A 22,514-nucleotide genomic window follows, 5' to 3' on the forward strand; every position below is an offset into this window, starting at 1 on the left:
TCATAAGGTTATATTAGGTTAATAGGTTATGGTTAAGGGGTGGGCCACCACCCCTTAATTTTTTTTGTACATTTAAATTAAATCCTGATTTTTTACAAATTGAAAAAAGTTTGGATTTTTTTTTTTGAACCATTGCAAAAATAAATTCTTGTTGTATATTTGCACCGCCTTTAACAATAAGGGCTGATCAATAAAGCGATTGATCAACATTTTGGTCTGGTAGTTCAGTTGGTTAGAATACATGCCTGTCACGCATGGGGTCGCGGGTTCGAGTCCCGTCCAGACCGCCTTCGCTCGCCGAAGTCACCGGAAATCCGGTACGAAGGCGAGCTTTTTATTTTTACCAGAACCTAATTGCAATGCAAACTACGAGCTACGTCGGTCAAGGACCGCTTAATCATGACAACCATTTTGTTTATATTCTTAAATGCTCAGATGGATCTCTTTATACCGGATGTACACAAAATCTTAGTGAACGATTAGAACGACATCGAAAAGGTTATGTCATTTCAACTAAATACAGACTTCCGGTTGAGATTATTACCTATATAGTATTCTCAAATAAATACAAAGCCTACGATTTTGAAAAATATCTAAAAACTGGTTCCGGTAGAGCATTTGTAAACAAAAGATTTGTTTAATCTCTTCGCTCGCCGAAGTCACCGGAAATCCGGTACAAAGGCGAGCTTTTTATTTTTACCAGAACCTAATTGCCATGCAAACTACGAGCTACGTCGGTCAAGGACCATTTAATCTTGTAAACCGTTTTGTTTATATTCTTAAATACTCAGATGGATCTCTTTATACGGATGTACACAAAATCTTAATGAACTATCTGAACGACATCAGATAGATTACGCCATTTCAACAAAATACAGACTTCCGGTTGAAATTATCACTTATATTGCATTCAAAGATAAATAGAAGACACATGTTCTTGAGAAATACTTTAAAACAGGATCAGCATGGCCGGTTAATCCAAGAGGCAACCATTAAGATTCCCCTTTGCCCGTTATGAAAGTGCAAAGGAATATCCTGATAACTTATGACCACGAATCACAGTTTGGTATTTGATTTGGATTTCCGGGCAGAAAAAACAAAAATAAAAATCAGGATATTTCCAGATTAACTAAACTCCTGAAGGAACGAATAATAAATTTCTGATAACCAGAATAAGACTATTCGTTAAACAGGGAAACGATCTTGTTTATGTAAATTATAGCCCGCTTTTTGGGAAAATAATCCCTATAATAGATATAAAAACACTATTAATTGTTAATTTTTTTTAACAATTTCGTATATTGAAAAACCGCATTTATTGAGAACAAGAAAAAAACCACACTAATTTGTATCAACATATGAGATACGAACCTCAAAACTCTGCAACAAAAATGAGAATCAAATATTAAGATTGAAACAATTATAATTTACTTAACTAAAAAAGTATGGCAAATTTTATGAAAAAATCCCTTTTGCAACCCGGGTTGTATATATCCCGAAAAGTTGCAGTTACAATTGCAGCACTTTTAATTACAACGTTTGGTGTTTTTGCACAAACACAAACGGTAAAAGGTAAAGTTACTGACGCCAAAACCGGTGATCCGTTACCGGGTGTTAATGTTGTAGCCAAAGGAACAGGAACAGGTGTTATAACGGATATTGACGGAAATTATACGTTTAATGTCCCTGAAGGTACAGAAACTATCGTTTATTCCTTCATAGGAATGAAAACTATGGAAATTCCTTTTACAGGTCAGTCGACTATTAATGTTAAACTTGAGGAATCAAGCATTGGTTTGGATGAGGTAATCGCAATCGGTTACGGCGTTACAACAAAACGCGATTTGACAGGTGCTGTAGCTTCCATAAAAACAGATGAATTAGTAGAAACCCCTGTTCCAAATGTTGCACAGGCACTACAGGGTAAGCTTTCCGGTGTAGCTGTATATACCCAGGATGGTCGACCCGGTGCTGATATCAAAATCAGGATACGTGGTGGAGGTTCTATTACTCAATCAAATGATCCTTTGGTTATTATAGATGGAATACCTGGCTCTTTGGATGAAATACCTGCAGATCAGATTGAATCCATTGATGTACTAAAAGATGCATCCTCTACAGCAATCTATGGAGCACGAGGTGCTAATGGGGTGATCTTAGTTACAACAAAGGGTTTGAATACTCCTGAAGGAAAAACAAAAATTTCCTATAGTGGGTATTACCAGTTTAAAGAGATTGCAGCAATTCATGATGTTCTGAACCCACAGGAATACCTCTTGCATCAATGGAGTTATATGAGAGCAATGGATGGAACCGGAAACGTCAATGGTGCAGCTTCTGATGCGTTGGCAAGCTATTATGGCTTAGGGACAACCTACGGTAATCATTATAGTGAATATGCCAATCAAAGCATCCATAACTATACCGATAACCTTATTCGTAATGCAGCTGCACAGGATCATAATATCAGTATCTCCAGTGCTACAGAAAAAACTAAGCTCTCTTTTAGTGCTAATAAAACAGAAGATCAGGGTATAAAAATTAAATCCGGATATAGCCGTCATAATGCGCTGCTCAAGCTAGAGCACCAACTCTATGACAAAGTAAAAATTGGTTTTGATGTAAAATATGTACAGTCCCGTGAAGAAGGAAGAGAAAGTACATCTAACGGTACAGGTTCGTTCCTTTCTTCAGCATACATGTTTAAACCCATTGACAATCCACTTGGACAGGCTGATGAAATACCTTCAGGTTTTGGAAATGGTGATGTTAACCTCGATAACACCTACAATCCTTATACCAGGACAATGGATCAGGATAATATAACGTATCGCCAGCGCATAAGAGGATTAGCCTATATAAACTGGGATATTATTAATGGACTAACATTACGTTCTGAAATTTCAGGCAACCGAAATAATAGTGAAAATCAATATTATGATGCTGGTGTTGCTTTAGCTGACAGTACTGGACTTGTTAAAGACAGATTTGCACGTTTGACACTTAGCAGGGGATATGGGTACCGTTCTGCTACTACAATTAATTATGAAGTACAAAATCTGGGCGACCACAAATTATCAGTCCTATTAGGTAACGAAATTCAAAAGTCCCAATCTTCCAGCAGTAGAATGCAAATGCAAGGCTATAAATCTGATTATTCCTTTGAAAAAGCCATAGCAAGAATACAATTGGGTCAGTATAAAGATATTGATAGGGAAAATTATTATGATGTGGATGGTAATCCTGTTAGAGTTGATTTAATTAATAAGAACTATTTTGATTTTTATAACGATATTGGTGTTGCCAGTACAACACTATCTTACTTTGGCAGATTAAATTATGGCTACAAAGGACGCTACTTACTTACAGCAACATTAAGGGCAGACGGGTCCTCAAAATTTGCGCCAAATAACAGATGGGGATACTTCCCGGCAGGTGCTCTTGCATGGCGTATTTCTGATGAAACATTCATGGATAATGCGAAAGGCTGGCTCGATAATTTAAAACTAAGGATATCCTATGGTACATCAGGCGCAGACCATATTCCTTATGATGCCTGGAATTATTTATATTATCCAAATTTTGATGAACGCGGCAATGTAACTTTTGTGGATAACGGATATTTTCCAAATGATGATCTAAAGTGGGAAACCACAATATCCAGAAACTTAGGTTTAGATCTTAGTGTTTTCAACGGACGTATTTATGGAAGTATAGAATTATACAACAATAGCACCAAAGATCTTCTTGTAGAGGTTCCGGTAGCAGTAGAAAGTGGGTATACAAGTAAGTACATGAACATTGGCAGAACATCTAATAAAGGGGTCGAAATTGCTCTTGGAGTAGATATTATTCGCAAAAAGGATTTTACACTGAGTCTCAATGCAACCTACAACTACAATAAAAGTAATGTTGACGAACTTCAAGACCGTGTAATCACTGATTATGGCACACAATGGAACTCAAGTGCTACTTACCCAGCATATGATTATATTTTTAAAGAAGGAACCCCAATTGGTACTGTTCAGGGCTATGTTTCAGATGGATTTTACACTACCGATGATTTTGATTACGATAGCTCTACCGGACAATATACTTTAAAAGATGGAGTACCTTACTATTCTGATAATTTTACTGATATAGGAAATTATCCAAATCCTTTTAACGTAGTTAGAATAGATTCATCCAGCAATCCTGTTACTATAGGAACTATTTTCCCGGGAGCTTTAAAAATTAAAGATGTAAATAAAGATGGAGAAATTAATACTGATGATATTACCGAGCTGGGGCAAATGACACCAAAGCATACCGGGGGATTTGGTATTAATTTATTTTATAAAGGCATTGATTTTAGTGCAAACTTCACATATGCGCTTGGAGGACATGTTTATAATATTGCAAGCTTATTGAATACAACTGGTAGAAAAGACTATACCTTCGGAGCTAACAGGTTAGGATTTGTAAGAGATTCTTATAAGATATTTGATATAAACGACTCGGGAGACCTTTATGCGGTTACTGATCCAGAAGAACTGGATGCATTAAATGCTTACGCCAAATACTTTACACCTTATATGGAAAATGGTTTGGTGCTTTCACAGTTTATTGAAAAGTCAGATTACCTTAGATTAAACAGTTTAACTTTAGGGTATACATTACCTAAATCGCTAACTAAAAAGATTTGGATTCAAAAATTACGTATTTATGCTACAGGAGGAAACCTGCTATTAGTGACAAAATATACAGGACTTGATCCAGAAGTAAGTGCAAATGAGAGTAAAGCGGCCTATCCAACTCCAGGTCTGGACTTTGGTTCTTATCCAAGATCAAGAACCTACACACTGGGTGTAAATGTAGATTTTTAAATTGTAAAAAAGTAAAAAGATGAAAAAGTTACATTATTATATACTATGGTTAATAGGGATAGGAGTTTTTGGAACTTCTTGCAGCGATTTTCTTGAACAAAAATCTTTGTCAGATATACCTGCCGATGAGTTTATGTCTGATCCAACAAATGCTCAAGCAGTTTTGGCAAGTGCTTATGATGCATGGACTTACCCAATGATACACTCTAATGGGTTATTTTATGAATTGAGTGTATGTAGTTCAGATGCAGAACGCCACCCTGAAAAGTATGAAGCTCAAACACGTCATATACCGGAGAATTTATACTATGGTGGAACCTCAGGCTTCGATATCAATTTTGCAAAAAATGGGTACTCTAATGCATATGATATTATTGCTATCTGTAACAAATTAATAACCAATTACGAAGCCTTAGATGTCTATCAGGAATGGATGAAAGAAGGAGCAACTCCAACCACATTATCGAATATTTATGGGCAGGCTATTACGTTAAGGGCAACCTGTTATTACGAATTGTGTCGTTATTTTGGTGATGTACCTCTTCAAACTACAAGTTTATTTGTAGATACAGTATTAACAAATAGAGACTATATTTATGAGTATAATATTGAGAAACTTAAATCTGTTGTTCCAATTATGTTCAGGGTTGGTGAAGCTGGTGAAGATGCAATAATTATGACCCGTACTTATGCTGAAGGTTTAATTGGCAGATTAAGTTTATTCGCTGGGGGTTATGCAACTCGTAGAACTGACATGGGACCGGATTTTTATCGTGACCTCGATGGAAATACCATTACATATGAACAGATGGGTGCTGCCAATAACGGTGGTGTATATAATCGACGTACTGATTATCTTGATTTTTACAGAACCGCAAAGAAATATCTTGAGGATTGCGTAGCGAATTCAGGAACAGTTGAACTAGTATCATCGGATCCTCGTGGGTCCATTAATGATGGCTATGGGAATCCTTTCCAGTACGTTTTCCAGCAAATGCTTGATCTTAGAGTATCTTCTGAGTCTGTTTATGAAATACCAGTAGAACAGGGAAGTGCAACAAATTCAGAACGTCCTTATGCCTTTGGACGTCCATCCGGAGGAGGTGGTTCAAATGCATTCCCATGTAAAAGTTATGGACAGAGCAGAATGCAGCCAACCTATTATTATGGTGATTTGGATCCTGAAGATTTAAGACGTGACGTTACCGTAGCTGTGACCGCAAGTGTTGGAAATGGAAGAGAAACCTTGATAAGCTTAGAACCAGGTAGTAAAACCAATGGAGGCCTTGCTAATAACAAATGGGATGAAAATCGTATGAACCCTCCATATTATCAAAAACAAAGAAAGGCAGGAGTAAATAATCCATATATGCGTATGTCTGATGTTGTTCTTATGCTTGCAGAAGTCTACGCAGAACTTGGTGAAGAAGGAACCGCCAAGGAGATGTTAAAAAGAGTAAGAAGCCGTGCTTTTCCTGCCAGCGCACAAACAGAAAAAGTTGATAATTACATTAGCGGATTATCCGGCGAAACTCTTAAAGATGCTATTTTAACTGAACGTAAGTTAGAATTTGCAGGCGAAGGATTACGTAAATGGGATATGATCAGAACAGGCAAACTTCCGGATATGATAAAAACTCTCAAAACAAATCTAACGAATATGATTAATGGCATTGAATCCAATGGTTATTATCAATTCAGTAACGGAAATGAAATCCCTGCTTATGTTTGGACGAAAGAAGTTGATGCCAAAGCTGAAATAGGTCATCGTTTAACAACTCAGTGTACAGACGAAACTAATCCTGTTTTATTTCCTGGCTGGAGAGGTCAGTATAACGATTGGGAAAATGTTGGCGGTGCAGGTATTGGTGCAAAGTACAACGACGATTACAATACCAATACAGCCATTAAAGGTTTATTTAGTCACATTGTTCCGGGCAGTTCTGAAGCTCTGGCTTTGGAAGCTGATGGATATGAGATGAAGAAATGGGGACAATGGTATGTAGAATACCGTGATGAATACTCTACATATGTTTTCCGTGGTTTTGAGGATGGTAAGGCACCTATTTATATGGTACCTCTTCCTGCAGTTACTATTTCCACATCTAATGGTTCTATAACAAATGGTTATGGATTTGACCAACAATAAACTTTAAAATATTCATAACAGAAGGGAGGTCCTTAAGGACTTCCCTTTTTCGGCTTAAATGCTAACCTTCTTCCCGCTGTATTATGAAAAAGAAATTATTCGCTTTTGTGGTCATATTGAGTTGCGCTCTTATCGGACCAATCAATAGTTTTAGTCAAACCGAAGATTCCATCACACAAAAAGTTTTGGAGACCATGTATGATGCCACCCGTTTTATGGTGGATGACGTCAGTACCAATGGTGGTTATCTTTGGAATTATCTGCCTGATATGTCTCGACAATGGGGTGAAATGGAAGCATACCCAACAATGATATGGCTCCAACATCCAGGCACAGTAAGCATGGGGCATGTGTTCATGGAAGCCTATCACGTTACAGGTAATGAATACTATTATCAGGCTGCAGAAAAAGCAGCTTCAGCAATTATCTGGGGACAAAACCCTGAAGGTGGATGGAATTACATGGTGGATTTTGCAGGTGATAGATCATTAAAACACTGGTACGAAACAATCGGGAAAAACGGTTGGAGGTTGGAGGAATTCCAGCATTACTATGGCAATTCCACATTCGATGATGATGTTTCAAGCGATGCTGCCCGTTTTTTACTACAGGTATACCTTGAAAAGCTGGATCCCAAATACAAACCCTCCCTGGATAAAGCAATCGACTTTATTTTGGAGAGTCAGTATCCAAATGGCGGCTGGCCACAACGCTATCCTTTACGACATGATTTTATCAAACAGGGATTTCCTGATTATACTTCGTTTTATACATTTAATGATGATGTAACTTGGGAAAACATAAATTTTCTGATACAATGTTACCTCACACTTGGTGAAAAAAGATTTCTTGAGCCCATAAAAAAAGGAATGGATTTTTACCTGCTTTCGCAGGACGGTTGCGGAGCGTGGGCACAACAACTGGATATGGATCTTAAACCTGCCAGTGCACGAACTTTTGAACCGCTGGCCTTTTTACCATCCACCACTTGCGAAAATGCATTTTTGCTGCTTAAATTTTACCAGTACACCGGTGATACTCGTTTTCTTGAAAATGTACCTGCCGCAATTAAGTGGCTTGAGAATACAAAACTACCAGAAACCGAGATTGAAGGCCAACGCACACATCCGACCTTTGTCAATACTGAAACTAACAAACCTATTTTCGTTCACCGAAAAGGATCGAATGTTAAATATGGCATTTATTATACCGATGAAAGTGATCAAAACCTCCCTTCACATTATTATGGAAAATGCAGGGTTCCATTAGAACAACTGAAAAACGAATATAAGCGCCTTTCAGAATTAAATGCTGAAGAAGTCACCAAAGAGTCTCCTCTCCTTCCCTCACCATTTACTCAAGCAAGTACACCACAAAAATATTATAATCTAAGTGGTTTCAAATTCATGTTTAACTCAAAAAAAGAAACTGTTTCTGATATCATAAATTCACTGGATGAAAAACACCGATGGCTTATTAAACATGCCATGACCAGCCACCCGTACATTGGTGACGGACAAAACAAAATCGAAACTGATAAATATGCAACGACCTTTGTAGGAGACGAAACAGACACGTCACCTTACAGGGATATGTCTGACCAGGAATATATCTCTACATCACAATATATACGTAATATGCTGGCGCTCATTCAATTTCTGAAAAATAATCAACATGAAAATTAATATCATCCTCACTTTTATAATACTATCATTGCTGAATTCCTGCAATACCAAAAAGCAGAAAGAAGATAAAAGTACCCAGGATATTTCCGGGACATATTACGAAAATCCTGTTCTCGGAGGGGATTACCCTGATCCGTCCGTTTTTCGTGATGGAGAAGATTATTATATGACACACTCCTCATTTGAATACTATCCCGGATTATTGATCTGGCACTCTAAAGATCTTATTCACTGGGAAAGAATTGCACATGCCTTGCATAAATATGTAGGTTCCGTCTGGGCACCTGACTTTTTAAAGTTCAACAATCGGTATTACATTTACTTCCCTGCCGGAGGTACAAACTGGGTAGTAACAGCCGATTCTCCTGCAGGTCCGTGGTCCGAACCCATTGATTTGAATCTCAGGGGTTTTATTGATCCGGGGCATATGGTTGATGCTGAGGGCAACAGATATTTATACCTCTCTAAAGGTTTCGTGGTCGGACTCTCAGAAGATGGTCTAAGTGTTTCTGGTGAACCAAAACATATTTATGATGGATGGCAATTCCCTAAAGAATGGAGTACAGAATGTTTCTGCCTTGAATCGCCTAAACTAACCGTAAAAAACGAATTCTATTATCTAACTGTTGCCGAAGGTGGAACTGCAGGACCAGCTACAGCACATATGGTAGTTTCTGCCCGTTCCAAATCCCCGTTTGGTCCGTTCGAAAATTCACCGTATAATCCTGTAGTGCATACAGAAAAAAGGGATCAGCGCTGGTGGTGTCAGGGCCATGGAACTTTAGTGGATGACACCGATGGGAACTGGTGGATAATGTATCATGGTTATGAAAAATGTTTTCAGACGCTTGGGAGACAAACATTAATGCTTCCTGTTGTATGGACAGATGATCTTTGGTTTAAGGTTCCGGATGGAATAAACAGCTCTGACAAACTAAAATTACCAACCGGCAAAGCATTAAATCTGAACAGTTCTTTATCCGATAATTTTTCAGCAGATGAACCGGGCTTGCAGTGGCAGTTTTATAAAGACTTTGATCCTGACAGAATAAAAGTCAAGAACGGAAAACTGGTTATGTCTGCAAAAGGAAGATCATTTGACGAAACAACGCCATTTCTTGTGAACGCCAGCGATCGTAAATATGAGGTTACTGTGGAATATAACTTAATCGGTGATGCAATATCCGGTCTTTGTCTTTATTACAATAAGGAAGGAAATATGCGGATAGAGGTCAGTAAAACCAGATTTACTGTTTACAACAGACAAAACGCAAAAATACGTGAACCCAATACGCTCGGGAATCATGGATACCTGAAAATATTAAACGATGAAAATGAAATTAGTTTCTATTTTAGTGGAGATGGCCAAATTTGGACAAAAGTTGAACGCAGTATAGATGCTACAGGGTTCAATCATAATGTATTCGGAGGATTTATGAGCTTAAGGCCTGGAATTTATTCTTACGGAACAGGCGAGACCACCTTCGATAATTTTACGTATACTAAACTTTAGGTATAAACTAATTTTTATACTGATCCGGGTCGATAAATTTACTCAGGTTAACCATATTAAAACGCTCTCCCTTAAATATGAGATCCGAGGCGTTTTCTCTGGTGACGTGTATATTAGCGTACTCACCACTGACCAGTATATCCAGTAAACGTTTTAATTCCAGCAAACTTTCATTATCACCTACTATCGAAATTGCCATGCCGAGAGCCGAACGTGCTTCTTCGAGTTCATTATTTTCGATCCTCAGTGCAATAAGCATGACCCATACATCCTCCTGTTCAGGGTTCAGCTTCAATGATTTTGTAAATGCCTCCGACGCCTCCTTTTTAAAACCTGAATAAAAGTAACTCTCAGCCATTCCTGTCCATGCTTCGTCATCTGTTTCATCCATTTCAATGGCTTTCTTAAAGCAGTTGACACTTTCTATATAATCTTTAGTAGACTGCTTACAATAACCTAGACCAATCCATGCATCATAAACATCCGGTTCAGACTCAAGAATAGAATAGTAAGTTTGCTCCGCAGATACATAATCACCTAAACCTTCATAACATTCCGCCAGATATATCAGCACCTCTTCGTTATGTGTTTCTGCTTTCAAAAATTCCTGAAATGAATCCAGGGCTTCCTGGAATTTATCCTGCCGCAACAGTGCAATGCCCTTCTGGAATATGGCATTATAAAAACCAGAATCGATCACTAAAGCATAATCAAACGCATCAACGGCTTTATCATAATCCTCATTCGAATTGTGCGACATTCCCATATTGTACCAGGCTTCTTCGTTGTAAGGATCAACATCCAGAAGCTGATTCAAATAAGTTATTGCCAGATCAGATTTGCCATTCTCTTCCGAATTAAGAGCAAGTTCAAACAATATATCAATATTGAACGGATTATGCATCAATCCCTTTTTCAGATAATACAATGCTACATTAGGCTGTTGAATACCCATATACAGAAATGCAATATCAAGGCACATTCTGTCGATATCGTCATCACTTGTTTTCAAAAGATTTTCGAACACATCATTTGCAGCCTGAAATTTATCCATACGCAGAAGTAACTCACCCTCAAGCATAAGCACTTCTTCGTCATAAATTTTAAAACTAAGCGTTTCAATAATTCCAAGGGCAGAATTATACTTACCCATTTTGTGCAATACCCTTGCCTGCCATAACAATAGCGTAATTGAACCAGGATGCTGTTTTAAACCTTCTTCAACAACCAACAGGCTTTTCTTAACCTTCATATGGTTAAGATAGTACTCTGTAAGACTTTCAAACTCTTCAACATCAAAATACCCAATCTTTTGTTGGTAAAGCATATCCTCATAACGACTTACAACATCATTGTTGCGATTTCCGTCCTGATTAAACTGTTTTTGATGCATAAAAGCAATTTTGAACAAATTTTGGAAGATATTTTGGCTGTAGCAATAGGTAATTGCCATAATTCTACAAAACCAACAGCTCATTTTTCACAAAAAACTGATTTACAATACCTTAATCACAGAAAGCAAGATGTTAATATTTTAAAAAGTTATTAACACTCTGTGTCTGCAAACACCTTTTTATACCGGTTATAGGCCAAAATCAGTAAAACGATAACAAATAATACCGCATAATAGATCCAGGATGGCAGTGAATAAATGCTTCCTCCGCCGGCATAAGAGTGCATACCACCAAGAAAATAATTTACACCGAAATATGTCATCAAAATAGTTGAAAATGCGACCAACGAACCTGCCACGTAGTAAAAACTCCCCTTCAGGCCCGGCAAATGATTCAGATGGGCAACCAACGTGTACACCAGAACCGAAACCAGGCACCAGGTTTCTTTCGGATCCCACCCCCAGTATTTTCCCCAGGACTGGTTTGCCCAAACGCCGCCAAGAAAACAACCAATTGTAATCAGGTATAATCCGGGAATCAGGATCATCCTGTTAACGACTATCAATTGACGGATTGTACCGGAAATACGGGGAGCGTTTTTATCTGTAAGAACCGTCATAAGCAAAAGGGTAATTAACGCCAGCATAGCACTCCCACCCAAAAAAGCATAACTTGACGTAATAACCGTTACATGTATATTGAGCCACACCGATTTTAATACCGGGACCAAAGGTGTAATCTGTGGATTCATAAAACTCAGGTGAGCCACCATTAAGGCCGATGCTGAGAGTAAACTCAGTAATGCAAACGTAATATCTGATTTCCTGAAGAAATAAATTCCGATGAGCAGACTTATCCATGAAACAAATATCATTGTTTCGTATCCATTGCTAACCGGAACATGTCCGGTCATGATGCCACGCAACAGTAAGCCTACACCATGAAAAAGGGCTGCACCAATCAGTAGTATTCCAAGTCCTGTAGATACATATCGTGCTAACTTTTTCCTGTTTATCTGGGCAATAATAGCCACAATCAAAAATATAAAGCCAACAAGCCCGTAAAAATGTGACAACCGTTCAAACACGTTCAGTTTATTATATAAAAGCTCAATATTCCGCATCCTGTCAGATGGCAGTATTTGGGGAGCAAACTGTTTCTGCCAGCTGTCCACAAAATCCATCGCTTTTTGAAATTCTTTCGGGTCCTTGCTGAAAAAATTCAGATAAAACTGAGAAAATGTTTTCTCTGTCAGACTGTCTCCGGTCATAAACACATTGGGCACAGACCTGAGATCTATCCATGGATCGGACGCTTTACCGGGCAATGGAAACAGGTTTATTAATCTACCTTGCCTTAACATATTAAATATGTTCGCCCGCTCATCCAGTGCCAGTATATTGTTCTCTGTCTTAGTCCGTTCAGAAGGTTTTTTCCGGTTAATATTCTGAACAACCGTTTGCAGAATATAGGCTCCGTCTTTAGTAAACAAATCATTGTATGCAATCCTTTTTCCCGGGTTATTATCCAGAAATGGAATTCCTGTTTCACTTTTGAAAATATATGGCTTGGCAGAACTGGCAGAAGGATCTTTAATGATCTCCAGAATGATGCCTTCGGCTTTCCGGTTTTTTTCTTCACTTTTCCGGCTCATTTTTCGCAACAGATCGCCCGCATATGTATTCATCGGCTTTATTCTTCCGTTTGCCTGAACCCAGACCTCTCCGAACATCCTGGCTGTTTCAGGGCTTACCTGCGAATCTGATTGTGCCGAAAGAGGTAATGTAAATAAGATTAATCCCAAAATAACAACATGCGTATTTTTTACTTTTCCTAAATATTTTACAAACCGGCTCTTCCGATCTGTAAGCGCTTTAAGCATTCCCAACGCCAGCAATAAATACCCAAGATAAGTAACGGACGATCCAACCGGGTCATGGTTTACGGCAAGAATAGTTCCAAGTTCATCCTCATCATAGGAAGCCTGAAAGAATCTGTAACCGCGGTATTTCAATATGTGGTTCATGTAAATAGAATAGGCAAAATTGTTGTTTTGTTCCGGGTCATTAACATGTACATAACTAATAAACGACGATGGACTTTGCGATCCCGGATACCGTTCCACTATAAAACTATCAAGCGCTATTTTGAATGGCAGAATTTTTTCCTCCTTACCAATTGACAGTACCACCGAAACGTCACCGAATTTAACTTCGGTAGGTTCGTGTTGCGAATAATGGTAAACAAAAGCCTCTGCCACTTCCTGATCCCGGGATATCCTGAATTTTGTCACCGGATATTGCATCTCGCCTTTTGAGTAGACCTCAGAACGAATATTTAAATCAGTACCATCTACCACAACACTTTTGTTATAGTAATCCTGATTAAATTTGTTTGGTCTTACTTTTCTATGATCCTCATAAATGACGGAACTGGCCTTCATAACTTTTACATTAAGCACTGTTTGGTCCAGTTGCAATAGATTTGAAGAGCTCCCTTCCCGAATACCGATACTGCCTGTTTCGCCCACAAATCGGGTAATTCCGGCACCAATGATTATCACTGCAATAGAAAGATGAAACAACATAATCCCTAGCTTACCCTTTCTGTAAAGCCGGGAATAAAAAATGTTTACCACAGAACCTACAGCAATGTATCCCAGCATGAATTCAAACCATGATGCATCATAAATCAGATACCGTGCCTCATCCGTCCCGGCATTATACTCAATAAAAGTAGCCACTGAAATAGCAATCGCAAAAACCAATCCCAGCAAAGCCAGAATTCTTACAGAAAAAAGTTTATAGATTATATGTTTCATTTTCTTGCCCTGAGCATTTCTCTTTTTCCAGGCGGTCCCGGAAGTCTTTCCACATTAAAACCAGCCCGTTGCATCCGCCTTCTAACCTCACCCTTGGCACAATATGTCACCAGGATGCCTCCTTTATTCATTGCACCGTAAATGGTTTCAAAGATTGCTTCATCCCACATTTCCGGTTGTTTTTCTGGTGCAAACGCATCAAAATAAACCAGATCGCAGTTTTCCAAATCTATCTCCTGAGTCAAATCTGCTTCCAGTTTTAAAATTGAAAACCGATCTGTAATCTCCGAAACCAAATTCCACGGAGCCTGATGTATATCAGAAAACAACTCCCTGATCGTATTGTTTGAATGTACCGTATAATTTAATTGAATTATAAGATTAAGATCCAACGGATATTTTTCCAAAGTTGTATAGTGAACCTTCAATTCTGGATCACTATAAGTATAGTCCAGCGTAAGCAACGCATTAAGTCCTGTTCCAAAACCTATCTCCAGTATCCTGATATTTTTTCTTGCCCTGGATAATTCTTCAAGACCAGCCTGAATAAATACATGTAATGATTCTCTAACTGCCCCTTTATAAGAATGATAGTGTTCATTCAATTCAGGCACAAATAATGTAGCCGAACCATCTTCGGTTTTTTTAATTTTAAGTTCCTTAATATCCATGCCATGTAAAACTAGTAATACTTCAAAATAAAAACAGATCCAAATATATCACTTTTTAAAGTGTATTTTCAACAATTATTTCGCTCTAAATCCCTCGTTTAATAAGGGTTGCAAAATATACAGTGATTCATTTTTATGTTTTATAGCATTTTTTTAACGTATTTTAACGCTCCAATATGTTGTCCAGCATAATTATTTGCGTACTTTTGTTGTGGGATTTTTTTCATAGTATTAGATTTAAGGTTAGCAAAAGAGGTAGGCGGTGCTTTGGATAAGTGGCCTACCTTTTTCTTTTTCACCTATTCATAAAAACATTATCAATCCTGCAGATTTATTTCTATAATCTGTTTATTATTTAATCAGTTACAGCTTATTATATATTGTAAGGGGATAGAGATTCCGCACATTTAATGCATAATCTTATAAGCCAGTTCTTTCAATAAATCTCCCTGGGACGAAGACACATTTCCAAAACCTTTGCTCTTAGCATCGTATTCACGCAACAACGACACCACATCCATGACCTTCCAGGCATTGTATATTTTTGCGGCGGACTTGTATTGCCCGACGAAATAAGGATTAATGCCAAGTGATTTTGCCACCGATCCATCAGACTTATCTTTCAGGTAGTGAAAGATCATCAGGTTAGAAAAAAAATTAAAGACAGGCACCATAACCATCTGCATCGGGTAGTTCTTCTGATTAGCAGCAAAGTAGTTCACAATCCTGTTTGCTTTTAGCACATTTCGTGTTGCAAGTGCTTCCTGCAGTTCAAATGCATTATAATCTTTTGAAATACCAATATATTCTTCAATCAGCTTCGGGGTAATTTCATTGGAATCCTTCGGCATTACCAGCTTCAATTTGTCTAACTCATTTACAACCTTGCTCAAATCGGTGCCAAGAAACTCCGCCAACATTAATGATGATTTTGGAGATATGGACAAACCTACGTTCCTGCAATAATCGTTTATCCACTCCCCCATTTTATAATCCCTCACTTTGTCAGAGGTATAAACCACACCGACATCCCCAAGCATCCTATAAACTTTTTTCCGTTTATCGAGCTTCCCGTATTTGTAGCAAATTACGAGTAAAGTAGACGATTGTGGCTGCTTCAGGTAATGTTCCAGCTGATCAATATTCCCCAGATTTTGTGCCTCTTTTACGATAACCACCTGCATAGGAGCCATCATGGGGAAGCGTTTAGCTGCATTGATCACTGTAGCCGTATCCACATCACGACCATACATTACCGTTTGGTTAAATTCCTTTTCCATATCATTCAACACATTATCCTCAATGTAGTCGCTGATAAGGTCAATGTAGTATGGTTCTTCGCCCATCAAGAAATAAACAGGCTTAAATTTCCGGTTCTTTAAGTCATTTAGTACAGAAATATGGTCCATCGGAATTAGTCGTATTTCAGGTGTTTAACAGAACGTCCGTTGATAATGATCTCCCGCAATGACTCAATGCCAATTTTCAGATGATCCTCTACATAATCGCGGGTTACAATGGTATCACTTTTATCAGTTTTAATACCTTCCGATATCATGGGTTGATCCGAAACAAGCAGTAATGATCCGGTTGGAATATGGTTGGCAAATCCTACGGTAAACAAGGTCGCTGTTTCCATATCCACGGCCATGGCACGCGTGGATACCAGATATTTTTTAAACTCATTATCATATTCCCAAACCCTTCTGTTGGTTGTATATACTGTTCCTGACCAGTAATCGCGTTCAAAATCACGGATGGCTGAAGAAACAGCTCGTTGAAGGGTAAATGCAGGTAAGGCCGGAACAACAGGTGGCAGGTAGTCGTTGCTTGTTCCCTCACCTCTGATCGCCGCTATTGGCAAAATCAAATCCCCAAGATTATTTCTCTTTTTAAGGCCTCCGCATTTTCCCAGAAAAAGTACAGCTTTCGGCATAATGGCCTGAAGCAGATCCATGATGGTTGCTGCGTTGGCACTTCCCATACCGAAGTTTATAATGGTTATTTCACCATTTGAAGCATTCGGCATGTTGCCTTCTTTCCCTACAATAGGAACATCATACCATTTTGAAAATAACTCCACATAATGATTAAAGTTGGTAAGCAGGATGAATTTTGAAAAATCCTCCAGTTTACGTTTGGTGTACCGTGGTAACCAATTCTCTACAATATCTTTTTTGGTTTTCAACATAGGAACATTATTTTTAACCCTGTTTTTATCCGAATGTTCAAAAATAGCAAAATGACCCGATTAAATCTTCCGGATCATCCGTTTAATATAAAAAAAGAAGGTGAAAAAACACTGATCTTTGATGTTTTCAGAAAACGCTTTGTAGTTCTGACACCGGAAGAACATGTCCGACAGTCTTTTTTGGCTTATTTGCTAAACTACAAAAATTATCAACGCGGACTTATTGCAGTTGAAACCGAAATAAAAATAAACAATCTATCCCGACGGTGTGACGCTGTTGTTTATAACAAAAAAGGTGAACCGGTTATGATTCTGGAATTCAAAGCACCTGAAATAAAGATCAGCCAGAAAACTATGGATCAGATTTGCAATTACAATCTGAAATTGAATGTAACTTATTTTGTTATTTCGAACGGATTGCAACATTTTTGTGGAAAAATTGAGAAGAGCAATAACACATTTAAGTTTTTATCCGATATTCCGGATATGAATACAATAGTTCAATGAAACAACTTATACTGATCTTACTGATTTTATTTCCTGTTTTCCTTCAGGCGCAGACAAAAAGGGACAGTTTTTTGATTTCTCCCCGAATATCATTTGCGGATTTTTCAAACAGAAATCAGTGGGAAGGTTACTCCATTAACAAAGTTCCACCACTGGCTTTCCAGGTTGAAAAGTTCATCAACGACTATTTTACTTACGGCGTTTTAGTTGGTTTTTACCGCAATAAATATACCAACGATACATTATCGACTAATTTTCACCGGGATTTTAATATCGGGTTTGGAGGTTTGGCATCATTCCATTACGGAAACTGGATTGAAAAAATCACAAACGACAAGGTCCGGTTCAATGACTTTGACCTGTATGTAACACTGGGATTAAACTGGGTAGTAACCAATACAACCATACGCGAGAATTATCACCATCAAAACGGTTTGGATGAAAAACTTGATGAAACTACGGTAGATTTTTCATTTGGTCCCATAGCTGGAGTTCGCTACTATATAACCAATAAGTTTGCCATGAATCTAGAAGTAGGCACCGGAAACCTTGGCATCGTAACCATGGGCGTTTCATGGAACCTGACCAGAGATAGAAAGCCTCGCCCGGAATATAAACCGGAGAGGTTAGTTCCGGGTGATGTAAATTAAATTTATACTATACGGTATAATACTGCCAGGTATAAATTAAAACCGGAATTCCAGATAAGGCGATAATAAAAAACTCTCTAAACCATAATACATTACAACAGAAGTATTACATTTTACACCGGCATACAAACCTTTAAAAACATTGTACGAATAATTAATGTCCAGATTTAAACCTAACATTTGGTCCCTATAATAGTCAAGTTGTAAATTTGAATAGATATAACCAGCTTCACCATTAACATATGCCGGCTCTGCCATATAGCTAATCTGAGGTGATTTCATATCTATATAAACAGGTCCTACGCCAACACTCAAATTTGAGTTTTTGAAATTCAAATACCTGTAAAAGTTAAAACCAAACATCCGGTATTCATCATTCACCCTTGTATTAACAATATTGCTATCAAAAATGTCTCCATGTGTAAACTTTACAATCCCGGATCCAAACCATAATCCAACAGATGCATTCTCCTTGTAATGATACTGATATTCCATCCACATCATTTGTCCGGGCTGTCCGGGTTCGTTACCCGGTATTAGGTATTCATCATTATCAAAAATGCCAAATATATTTGTAAAATACCCGTAGCCTGATTTGCCGGAAAATTTTACATTCTGACTTTCCTGTGAAAATAACTGAATACCGATAACACCATATAAAACAATAATTAAACTAATCTTTTTCATCTGTTTAAATTTTTTTACTTTGCAGAAAATCTGCAAAAAAGTTGTATTACATTCAGGAATTCAAACAAACTTATTTTAAGCATTCACTTATGGTAAGCTTAAAAAATTTTATTCTCATTTCATATTACTCAGGTTTATTTAGTAAAACTCCAACACTTAACTTAACACCTATTACATCCGGCACATAACATTTAAATGTATCCATAAATTTAAACCCTGTATAATCAATCTTTACGCCCAAACTTAATTGATCCTTTAAAACTTCATATGTATACCTAAAATGAACGCCATAACCGGTTAGGTTCTTTTTATAATCGCCCGAAATAATGGCTATTTCATAAATTTTATCACTACCCTCAGACTCACGGCTGTCTAAATAACTGATAAACGGTGTAGAATTTCGTGACACTTTTCCACGACCAACAAAAGTGCCAATAGCAACCTTACTTCGTCCATTTATTAAAGGGTAATAATTAAAACCTAATTTAGGAAGGTTATACGAAAACTGAGAATTAAAACCAATTCCATAAAACGCATACATGGGATTATCAAATTCATCATATGAAGAATTAAACTTTTCATATCCGGCAAAAACCGAAAACCAGTCAACAGGGAAATATTCTAATTCAACTTCCAAAGGGATATCTGCATAGTGCTTCCCATCCGTAGAATATCCAGAATAAAAGATAACATTAAATGGTTGTGATTTAATAAATTGCGAACAAATAACAATAACTATTGATACAATTATTTTTTTCATAATGCTGCATTTACATGGGGTGCAAAAAAATTGCACCCCTATATAATCAGTAATTTAAAACACGGTGAGGTGTTGTAATTATCAAATAATTACTCAATTTTCTAAAAGCAAATCCATCTTTTAAATATGATCCATTAAAAGACCACCCATTGTTCGTCTTATTGGTAGCAAAAAACCAGTTTCTATCCCAAGGCATAACATAAATTATTTGATCCTGAGAATAGATTTTCTTTGAAATAGATACAGAAACTTCCTGTCCTTGTTTATATTCAACTCCTGTGGTTGCATCCTTGATATCCTGACCAAATGTAAACTTTGCTACTGACCCAAAAGTTAATTCAGATTTCTTGTCCTCTTCCCAGACTCCAAAAATATTTGCTGTTTCTTCTGGTTTCCAATTTGTGTCCCATGGAATACTTAATGAAACAAATCCGGACTCATAACCACCTATAGCCTTTCCAATACGCCATCTGGATATATTACATGAGATATTTGTGGTAAATGTTCCTGTTACATGACCATCACTACCTACATTCACAGAACCTTGTTCAAATCTTAATTCTGAACCACCATCAAATAATCCATCTAATTGTTTTGTTAAATAAACCCAGCCAACTTTTACCTCATTAATTTCATTTGTTGCAACCGGATCAATTGGATCAATAGTCGGTACCGTTGGTTCTTCAATCTCTTTAGGAACTATTAAATATACCGGTTTTTCTTCTGCATATTCTTCATTCACAGTTACAATAATATATGGATCAGAAAGAATTGATGTGGATTTTAAATCCGTTGAAGATTTATATTCATATCCATAATTAATGCTATCATTCAGTAGAGGATGATAAGAAATGGTTGGAATTCTATTATTTTCATCATATTCTTCCAGCGGATAAGGAACATAGAGCGCCAAATCATTCTTAATTAGATATTGCTTTAGATCATCAAAATCAGTAGATTTCAATTTCATTTGATCTAAAGCCTTGTCAAATTCAGATTCAAATACTGATTGATTAAATCCGGTACTTTTCAACACTTCATTATCTCCCGGATTAAATAAATCCCTGAAAAAAACGAAGTCATCAGAATACATGTGCTTGCTAATAATAACAGAAATTTCATTAGTTACATCTTTATTATCAGCCATTCTTGCTAATACTTTTGATGCATCATCCATCTTTTTAAGGAGCAAATCTTGTTCCTCTGTTAACAAAACACTTTCACTAATTTCATTTTGTAAACTCTCGCGTTTTTCACATCCCGTGAATAAAACGACTCCAAATAAAAATAAATAAAATATTTTTTCCATTTTTGTATTGGTTTAAGGGATGAAAATCCCGGTTAATTTAGGGCAGTATTATTTTTAATATAAAGTACTGCCCTTTTACTTTATATCATAATCACTAAATTGAATTGATTGATAATCTGGCCAGTGGTTATCAATTCAGGGTATTACAAAATAACAAATATTTTATTAAAATTGACAAATTCAATAAATGTTATTTAACACTTAATGAAGATTAAAGGCTTGTCAGATAAGATATTCCAATATATAAATGTCTCAGAAAGTCACCACCGCTTTCATCACATTGTCTTTGTAGGCCTCCACCAGATCATAAACGTTCTGCGATTTAGTATAATCCACCCGGTGGGTAATCATTTGTTTCAAATCTGATGATACGCCCGCCAGCATATCTATGGCATCCTGCATGCAATGGTTCTGCCGGCGTACATTTTTAATGGTAATTTCTTTACGGCGCAACTGATCCACCGGGAGGTTCCACACATCAAATTCGGGAATTCCAACAATCATCAGTGTTCCTCCGGGTTTCAGCATTTCAATAGCCTGTGCTACCGCATCCTGCTGTCCGCAACATTCAAATACTACGTCAAGTTGGTTTTCGTACAATGCATTTGCTTTTTCTACAAGATTTTCCTTTAATGGATTAATGGCATAGTCAGCACCAAAAGTTTCTGCAGTATGCAGACGATAGTCCAGTTTTTCAGATACAATGACGGATGAAGGATTGTTCGGTTTTAAGGCGCTTAAAACACTCATGCCAATAGGACCAAAACCTAAAATACCAATATCCAGACCTGAAACATTTCCAAAACTCTTAACGGCATAAATACCTATTGAAAAAGGTTCGCATAACATGCCATCATCAAATGATAACTTTTCTGGTAATTCAAAACAGGTATTGGCAGGCATGACAATATATTCCTTCATACATCCGTCCGATTGTCCGGGATTCCCAAGGAAAGTCAGGTTTCGGCAGGTATGCTCTCTTCCGGCTCTGCACTGATCGCACTCACCACAGGACATGGCCGGATCAACCGCTACCCTTGAACCGGGCTTTAGATTTTTAACGCCCTCACCCACTTTTACTATTTCCCCGGCAAATTCATGCCCAAGCACAAAGGGATAAGCCACAACCTGCGAACCTATTCTTCCGGTCCGGTAATAATGCATATCCGACCCGCAAACGCCAACCGATTTAACTTTTATAAGGACCTCACCCTTTCCCGGTTCATTCACGTCAGGGATATCAACCACTTCAAGCGTTTTTATATTGGTAAGTGCTACTGCTTTCATTCTTCTTTAGATTTAAGACATAAGA

The 22,514-nt window shown here is 37.5% G+C and carries 17 protein-coding genes and 1 tRNA gene; 9 read left to right on the forward strand and 9 right to left on the reverse strand.

The features are described from left to right. The first annotated feature begins 213 nt into the window (after positions 1 to 213). The 6 genes from ACE01N_RS07530 (at position 214) to ACE01N_RS07555 (ending at position 10,212) form a co-directional block, all read left to right on the forward strand. Positions 214 to 287: transfer RNA gene (locus tag ACE01N_RS07530), tRNA-Asp, on the forward strand. Positions 288 to 359: 72 nt separating this feature from the next. Continuing rightward, positions 360 to 641 (forward strand): GIY-YIG nuclease family protein, encoded by a 282-nt coding sequence (locus ACE01N_RS07535; protein ID WP_380586553.1) that lies wholly within the window; start codon positions 360 to 362, stop codon positions 639 to 641. Between the two features lie 816 nt (positions 642 to 1,457). Beyond that, the gene (locus ACE01N_RS07540; RefSeq protein ID WP_380586555.1) at positions 1,458 to 4,865 is read left to right on the forward strand and encodes a SusC/RagA family TonB-linked outer membrane protein; all 3,408 of its coding nucleotides are present in this window, start codon (positions 1,458 to 1,460) and stop codon (positions 4,863 to 4,865) included. Positions 4,866 to 4,884: 19 nt separating this feature from the next. Next, a complete protein-coding gene (locus ACE01N_RS07545; protein WP_380586558.1) occupies positions 4,885 to 7,014 on the forward strand; it encodes a RagB/SusD family nutrient uptake outer membrane protein in 2,130 nt (709 codons plus the stop codon). Positions 7,015 to 7,097: 83 nt separating this feature from the next. Then, on the forward strand, positions 7,098 to 8,699 hold the full coding sequence (locus tag ACE01N_RS07550) for a pectate lyase (protein ID WP_380586561.1): 1,602 nt from the start codon (positions 7,098 to 7,100) through the stop codon (positions 8,697 to 8,699). Then, a complete protein-coding gene (locus tag ACE01N_RS07555) occupies positions 8,689 to 10,212 on the forward strand; it encodes a family 43 glycosylhydrolase (RefSeq protein ID WP_380586564.1) in 1,524 nt (507 codons plus the stop codon). The genes ACE01N_RS07550 and ACE01N_RS07555 overlap by 11 nt, the downstream gene beginning before the upstream one ends. A gap of 7 nt (positions 10,213 to 10,219) precedes the next feature. Here ACE01N_RS07555 and ACE01N_RS07560 read toward each other — a convergent pair whose 3' ends face one another. Beyond that, positions 10,220 to 11,605, reverse strand: a complete 1,386-nt coding sequence (locus tag ACE01N_RS07560) for a tetratricopeptide repeat protein (protein WP_380586567.1) — start codon at positions 11,603 to 11,605, stop codon at positions 10,220 to 10,222. On the opposite strand from ACE01N_RS07560, the gene ACE01N_RS07565 reads away from it, so the two are divergent. Further along, the gene (locus tag ACE01N_RS07565; RefSeq protein ID WP_380586570.1) at positions 11,600 to 11,761 is read left to right on the forward strand and encodes a hypothetical protein; all 162 of its coding nucleotides are present in this window, start codon (positions 11,600 to 11,602) and stop codon (positions 11,759 to 11,761) included. The two genes, ACE01N_RS07560 and ACE01N_RS07565, sit on opposite strands and share 6 nt — an antisense overlap. On the opposite strand, the gene ACE01N_RS07570 is transcribed toward ACE01N_RS07565, so the two are convergent. The 4 genes from ACE01N_RS07570 to ACE01N_RS07585 all read right to left on the reverse strand — a co-directional run bounded on the left by ACE01N_RS07570 (position 11,758) and on the right by ACE01N_RS07585 (position 17,289). Beyond that, a complete protein-coding gene (locus ACE01N_RS07570; protein ID WP_380586573.1) occupies positions 11,758 to 14,427 on the reverse strand; it encodes a cytochrome c biogenesis protein in 2,670 nt (889 codons plus the stop codon). The genes ACE01N_RS07565 and ACE01N_RS07570 overlap by 4 nt on opposite strands. Further along, entirely contained in the window at positions 14,424 to 15,098 is a 675-nt protein-coding gene (mnmC2, locus tag ACE01N_RS07575) for a tRNA (5-methylaminomethyl-2-thiouridine)(34)-methyltransferase MnmC2 (RefSeq protein WP_380586577.1), read from the reverse strand. Before mnmC2 ends, ACE01N_RS07570 begins: the two co-directional genes overlap by 4 nt. A gap of 407 nt (positions 15,099 to 15,505) precedes the next feature. Continuing rightward, positions 15,506 to 16,507 carry a DNA polymerase III subunit delta gene (holA, locus tag ACE01N_RS07580; RefSeq protein WP_380586580.1) on the reverse strand — a complete coding sequence of 334 codons (1,002 nt, stop codon included), beginning with the start codon at positions 16,505 to 16,507 and terminating at the stop codon, positions 15,506 to 15,508. Positions 16,508 to 16,512: 5 nt separating this feature from the next. Further along, entirely contained in the window at positions 16,513 to 17,289 is a 777-nt protein-coding gene (locus ACE01N_RS07585) for an AMP nucleosidase (RefSeq protein ID WP_375728257.1), read from the reverse strand. Positions 17,290 to 17,340: 51 nt separating this feature from the next. Between ACE01N_RS07585 and ACE01N_RS07590 the strand changes: the two genes are divergently transcribed. Continuing rightward, positions 17,341 to 17,796, forward strand: a complete 456-nt coding sequence (locus ACE01N_RS07590) for a type I restriction enzyme HsdR N-terminal domain-containing protein (RefSeq protein WP_380586584.1) — start codon at positions 17,341 to 17,343, stop codon at positions 17,794 to 17,796. Further along, on the forward strand, positions 17,793 to 18,446 hold the full coding sequence (locus ACE01N_RS07595) for an outer membrane beta-barrel protein (protein ID WP_380586588.1): 654 nt from the start codon (positions 17,793 to 17,795) through the stop codon (positions 18,444 to 18,446). The genes ACE01N_RS07590 and ACE01N_RS07595 overlap by 4 nt, the downstream gene beginning before the upstream one ends. A gap of 36 nt (positions 18,447 to 18,482) precedes the next feature. Here the strand turns inward: ACE01N_RS07595 and ACE01N_RS07600 are convergent, their stop codons facing one another. From ACE01N_RS07600 to ACE01N_RS07615, 4 genes are all read right to left on the reverse strand, one after another. After that, positions 18,483 to 19,133: a hypothetical protein gene (locus ACE01N_RS07600; RefSeq protein WP_380586591.1), complete on the reverse strand. Its 651-nt coding sequence runs from the start codon at positions 19,131 to 19,133 to the stop codon at positions 18,483 to 18,485. A 124-nt stretch (positions 19,134 to 19,257) separates the two neighbouring features. Continuing rightward, positions 19,258 to 19,893, reverse strand: coding sequence for a hypothetical protein (locus ACE01N_RS07605; RefSeq protein ID WP_380586594.1), 636 nt, complete (start codon positions 19,891 to 19,893; stop codon positions 19,258 to 19,260). A 46-nt stretch (positions 19,894 to 19,939) separates the two neighbouring features. Beyond that, entirely contained in the window at positions 19,940 to 21,202 is a 1,263-nt protein-coding gene (locus tag ACE01N_RS07610; protein ID WP_380586597.1) for a hypothetical protein, read from the reverse strand. A gap of 252 nt (positions 21,203 to 21,454) precedes the next feature. Further along, complete coding sequence (locus tag ACE01N_RS07615; protein WP_380586600.1) at positions 21,455 to 22,489, reverse strand: zinc-dependent alcohol dehydrogenase; 1,035 nt, start codon at positions 22,487 to 22,489, stop codon at positions 21,455 to 21,457. Between the last annotated feature and the right edge of the window lie 25 nt (positions 22,490 to 22,514).

Source organism: Quyinboa ferrireducens, assembly GCF_042436675.1.
Classification (GTDB): domain Bacteria; phylum Bacteroidota; class Bacteroidia; order Bacteroidales; family UBA5342; genus JBHJHP01.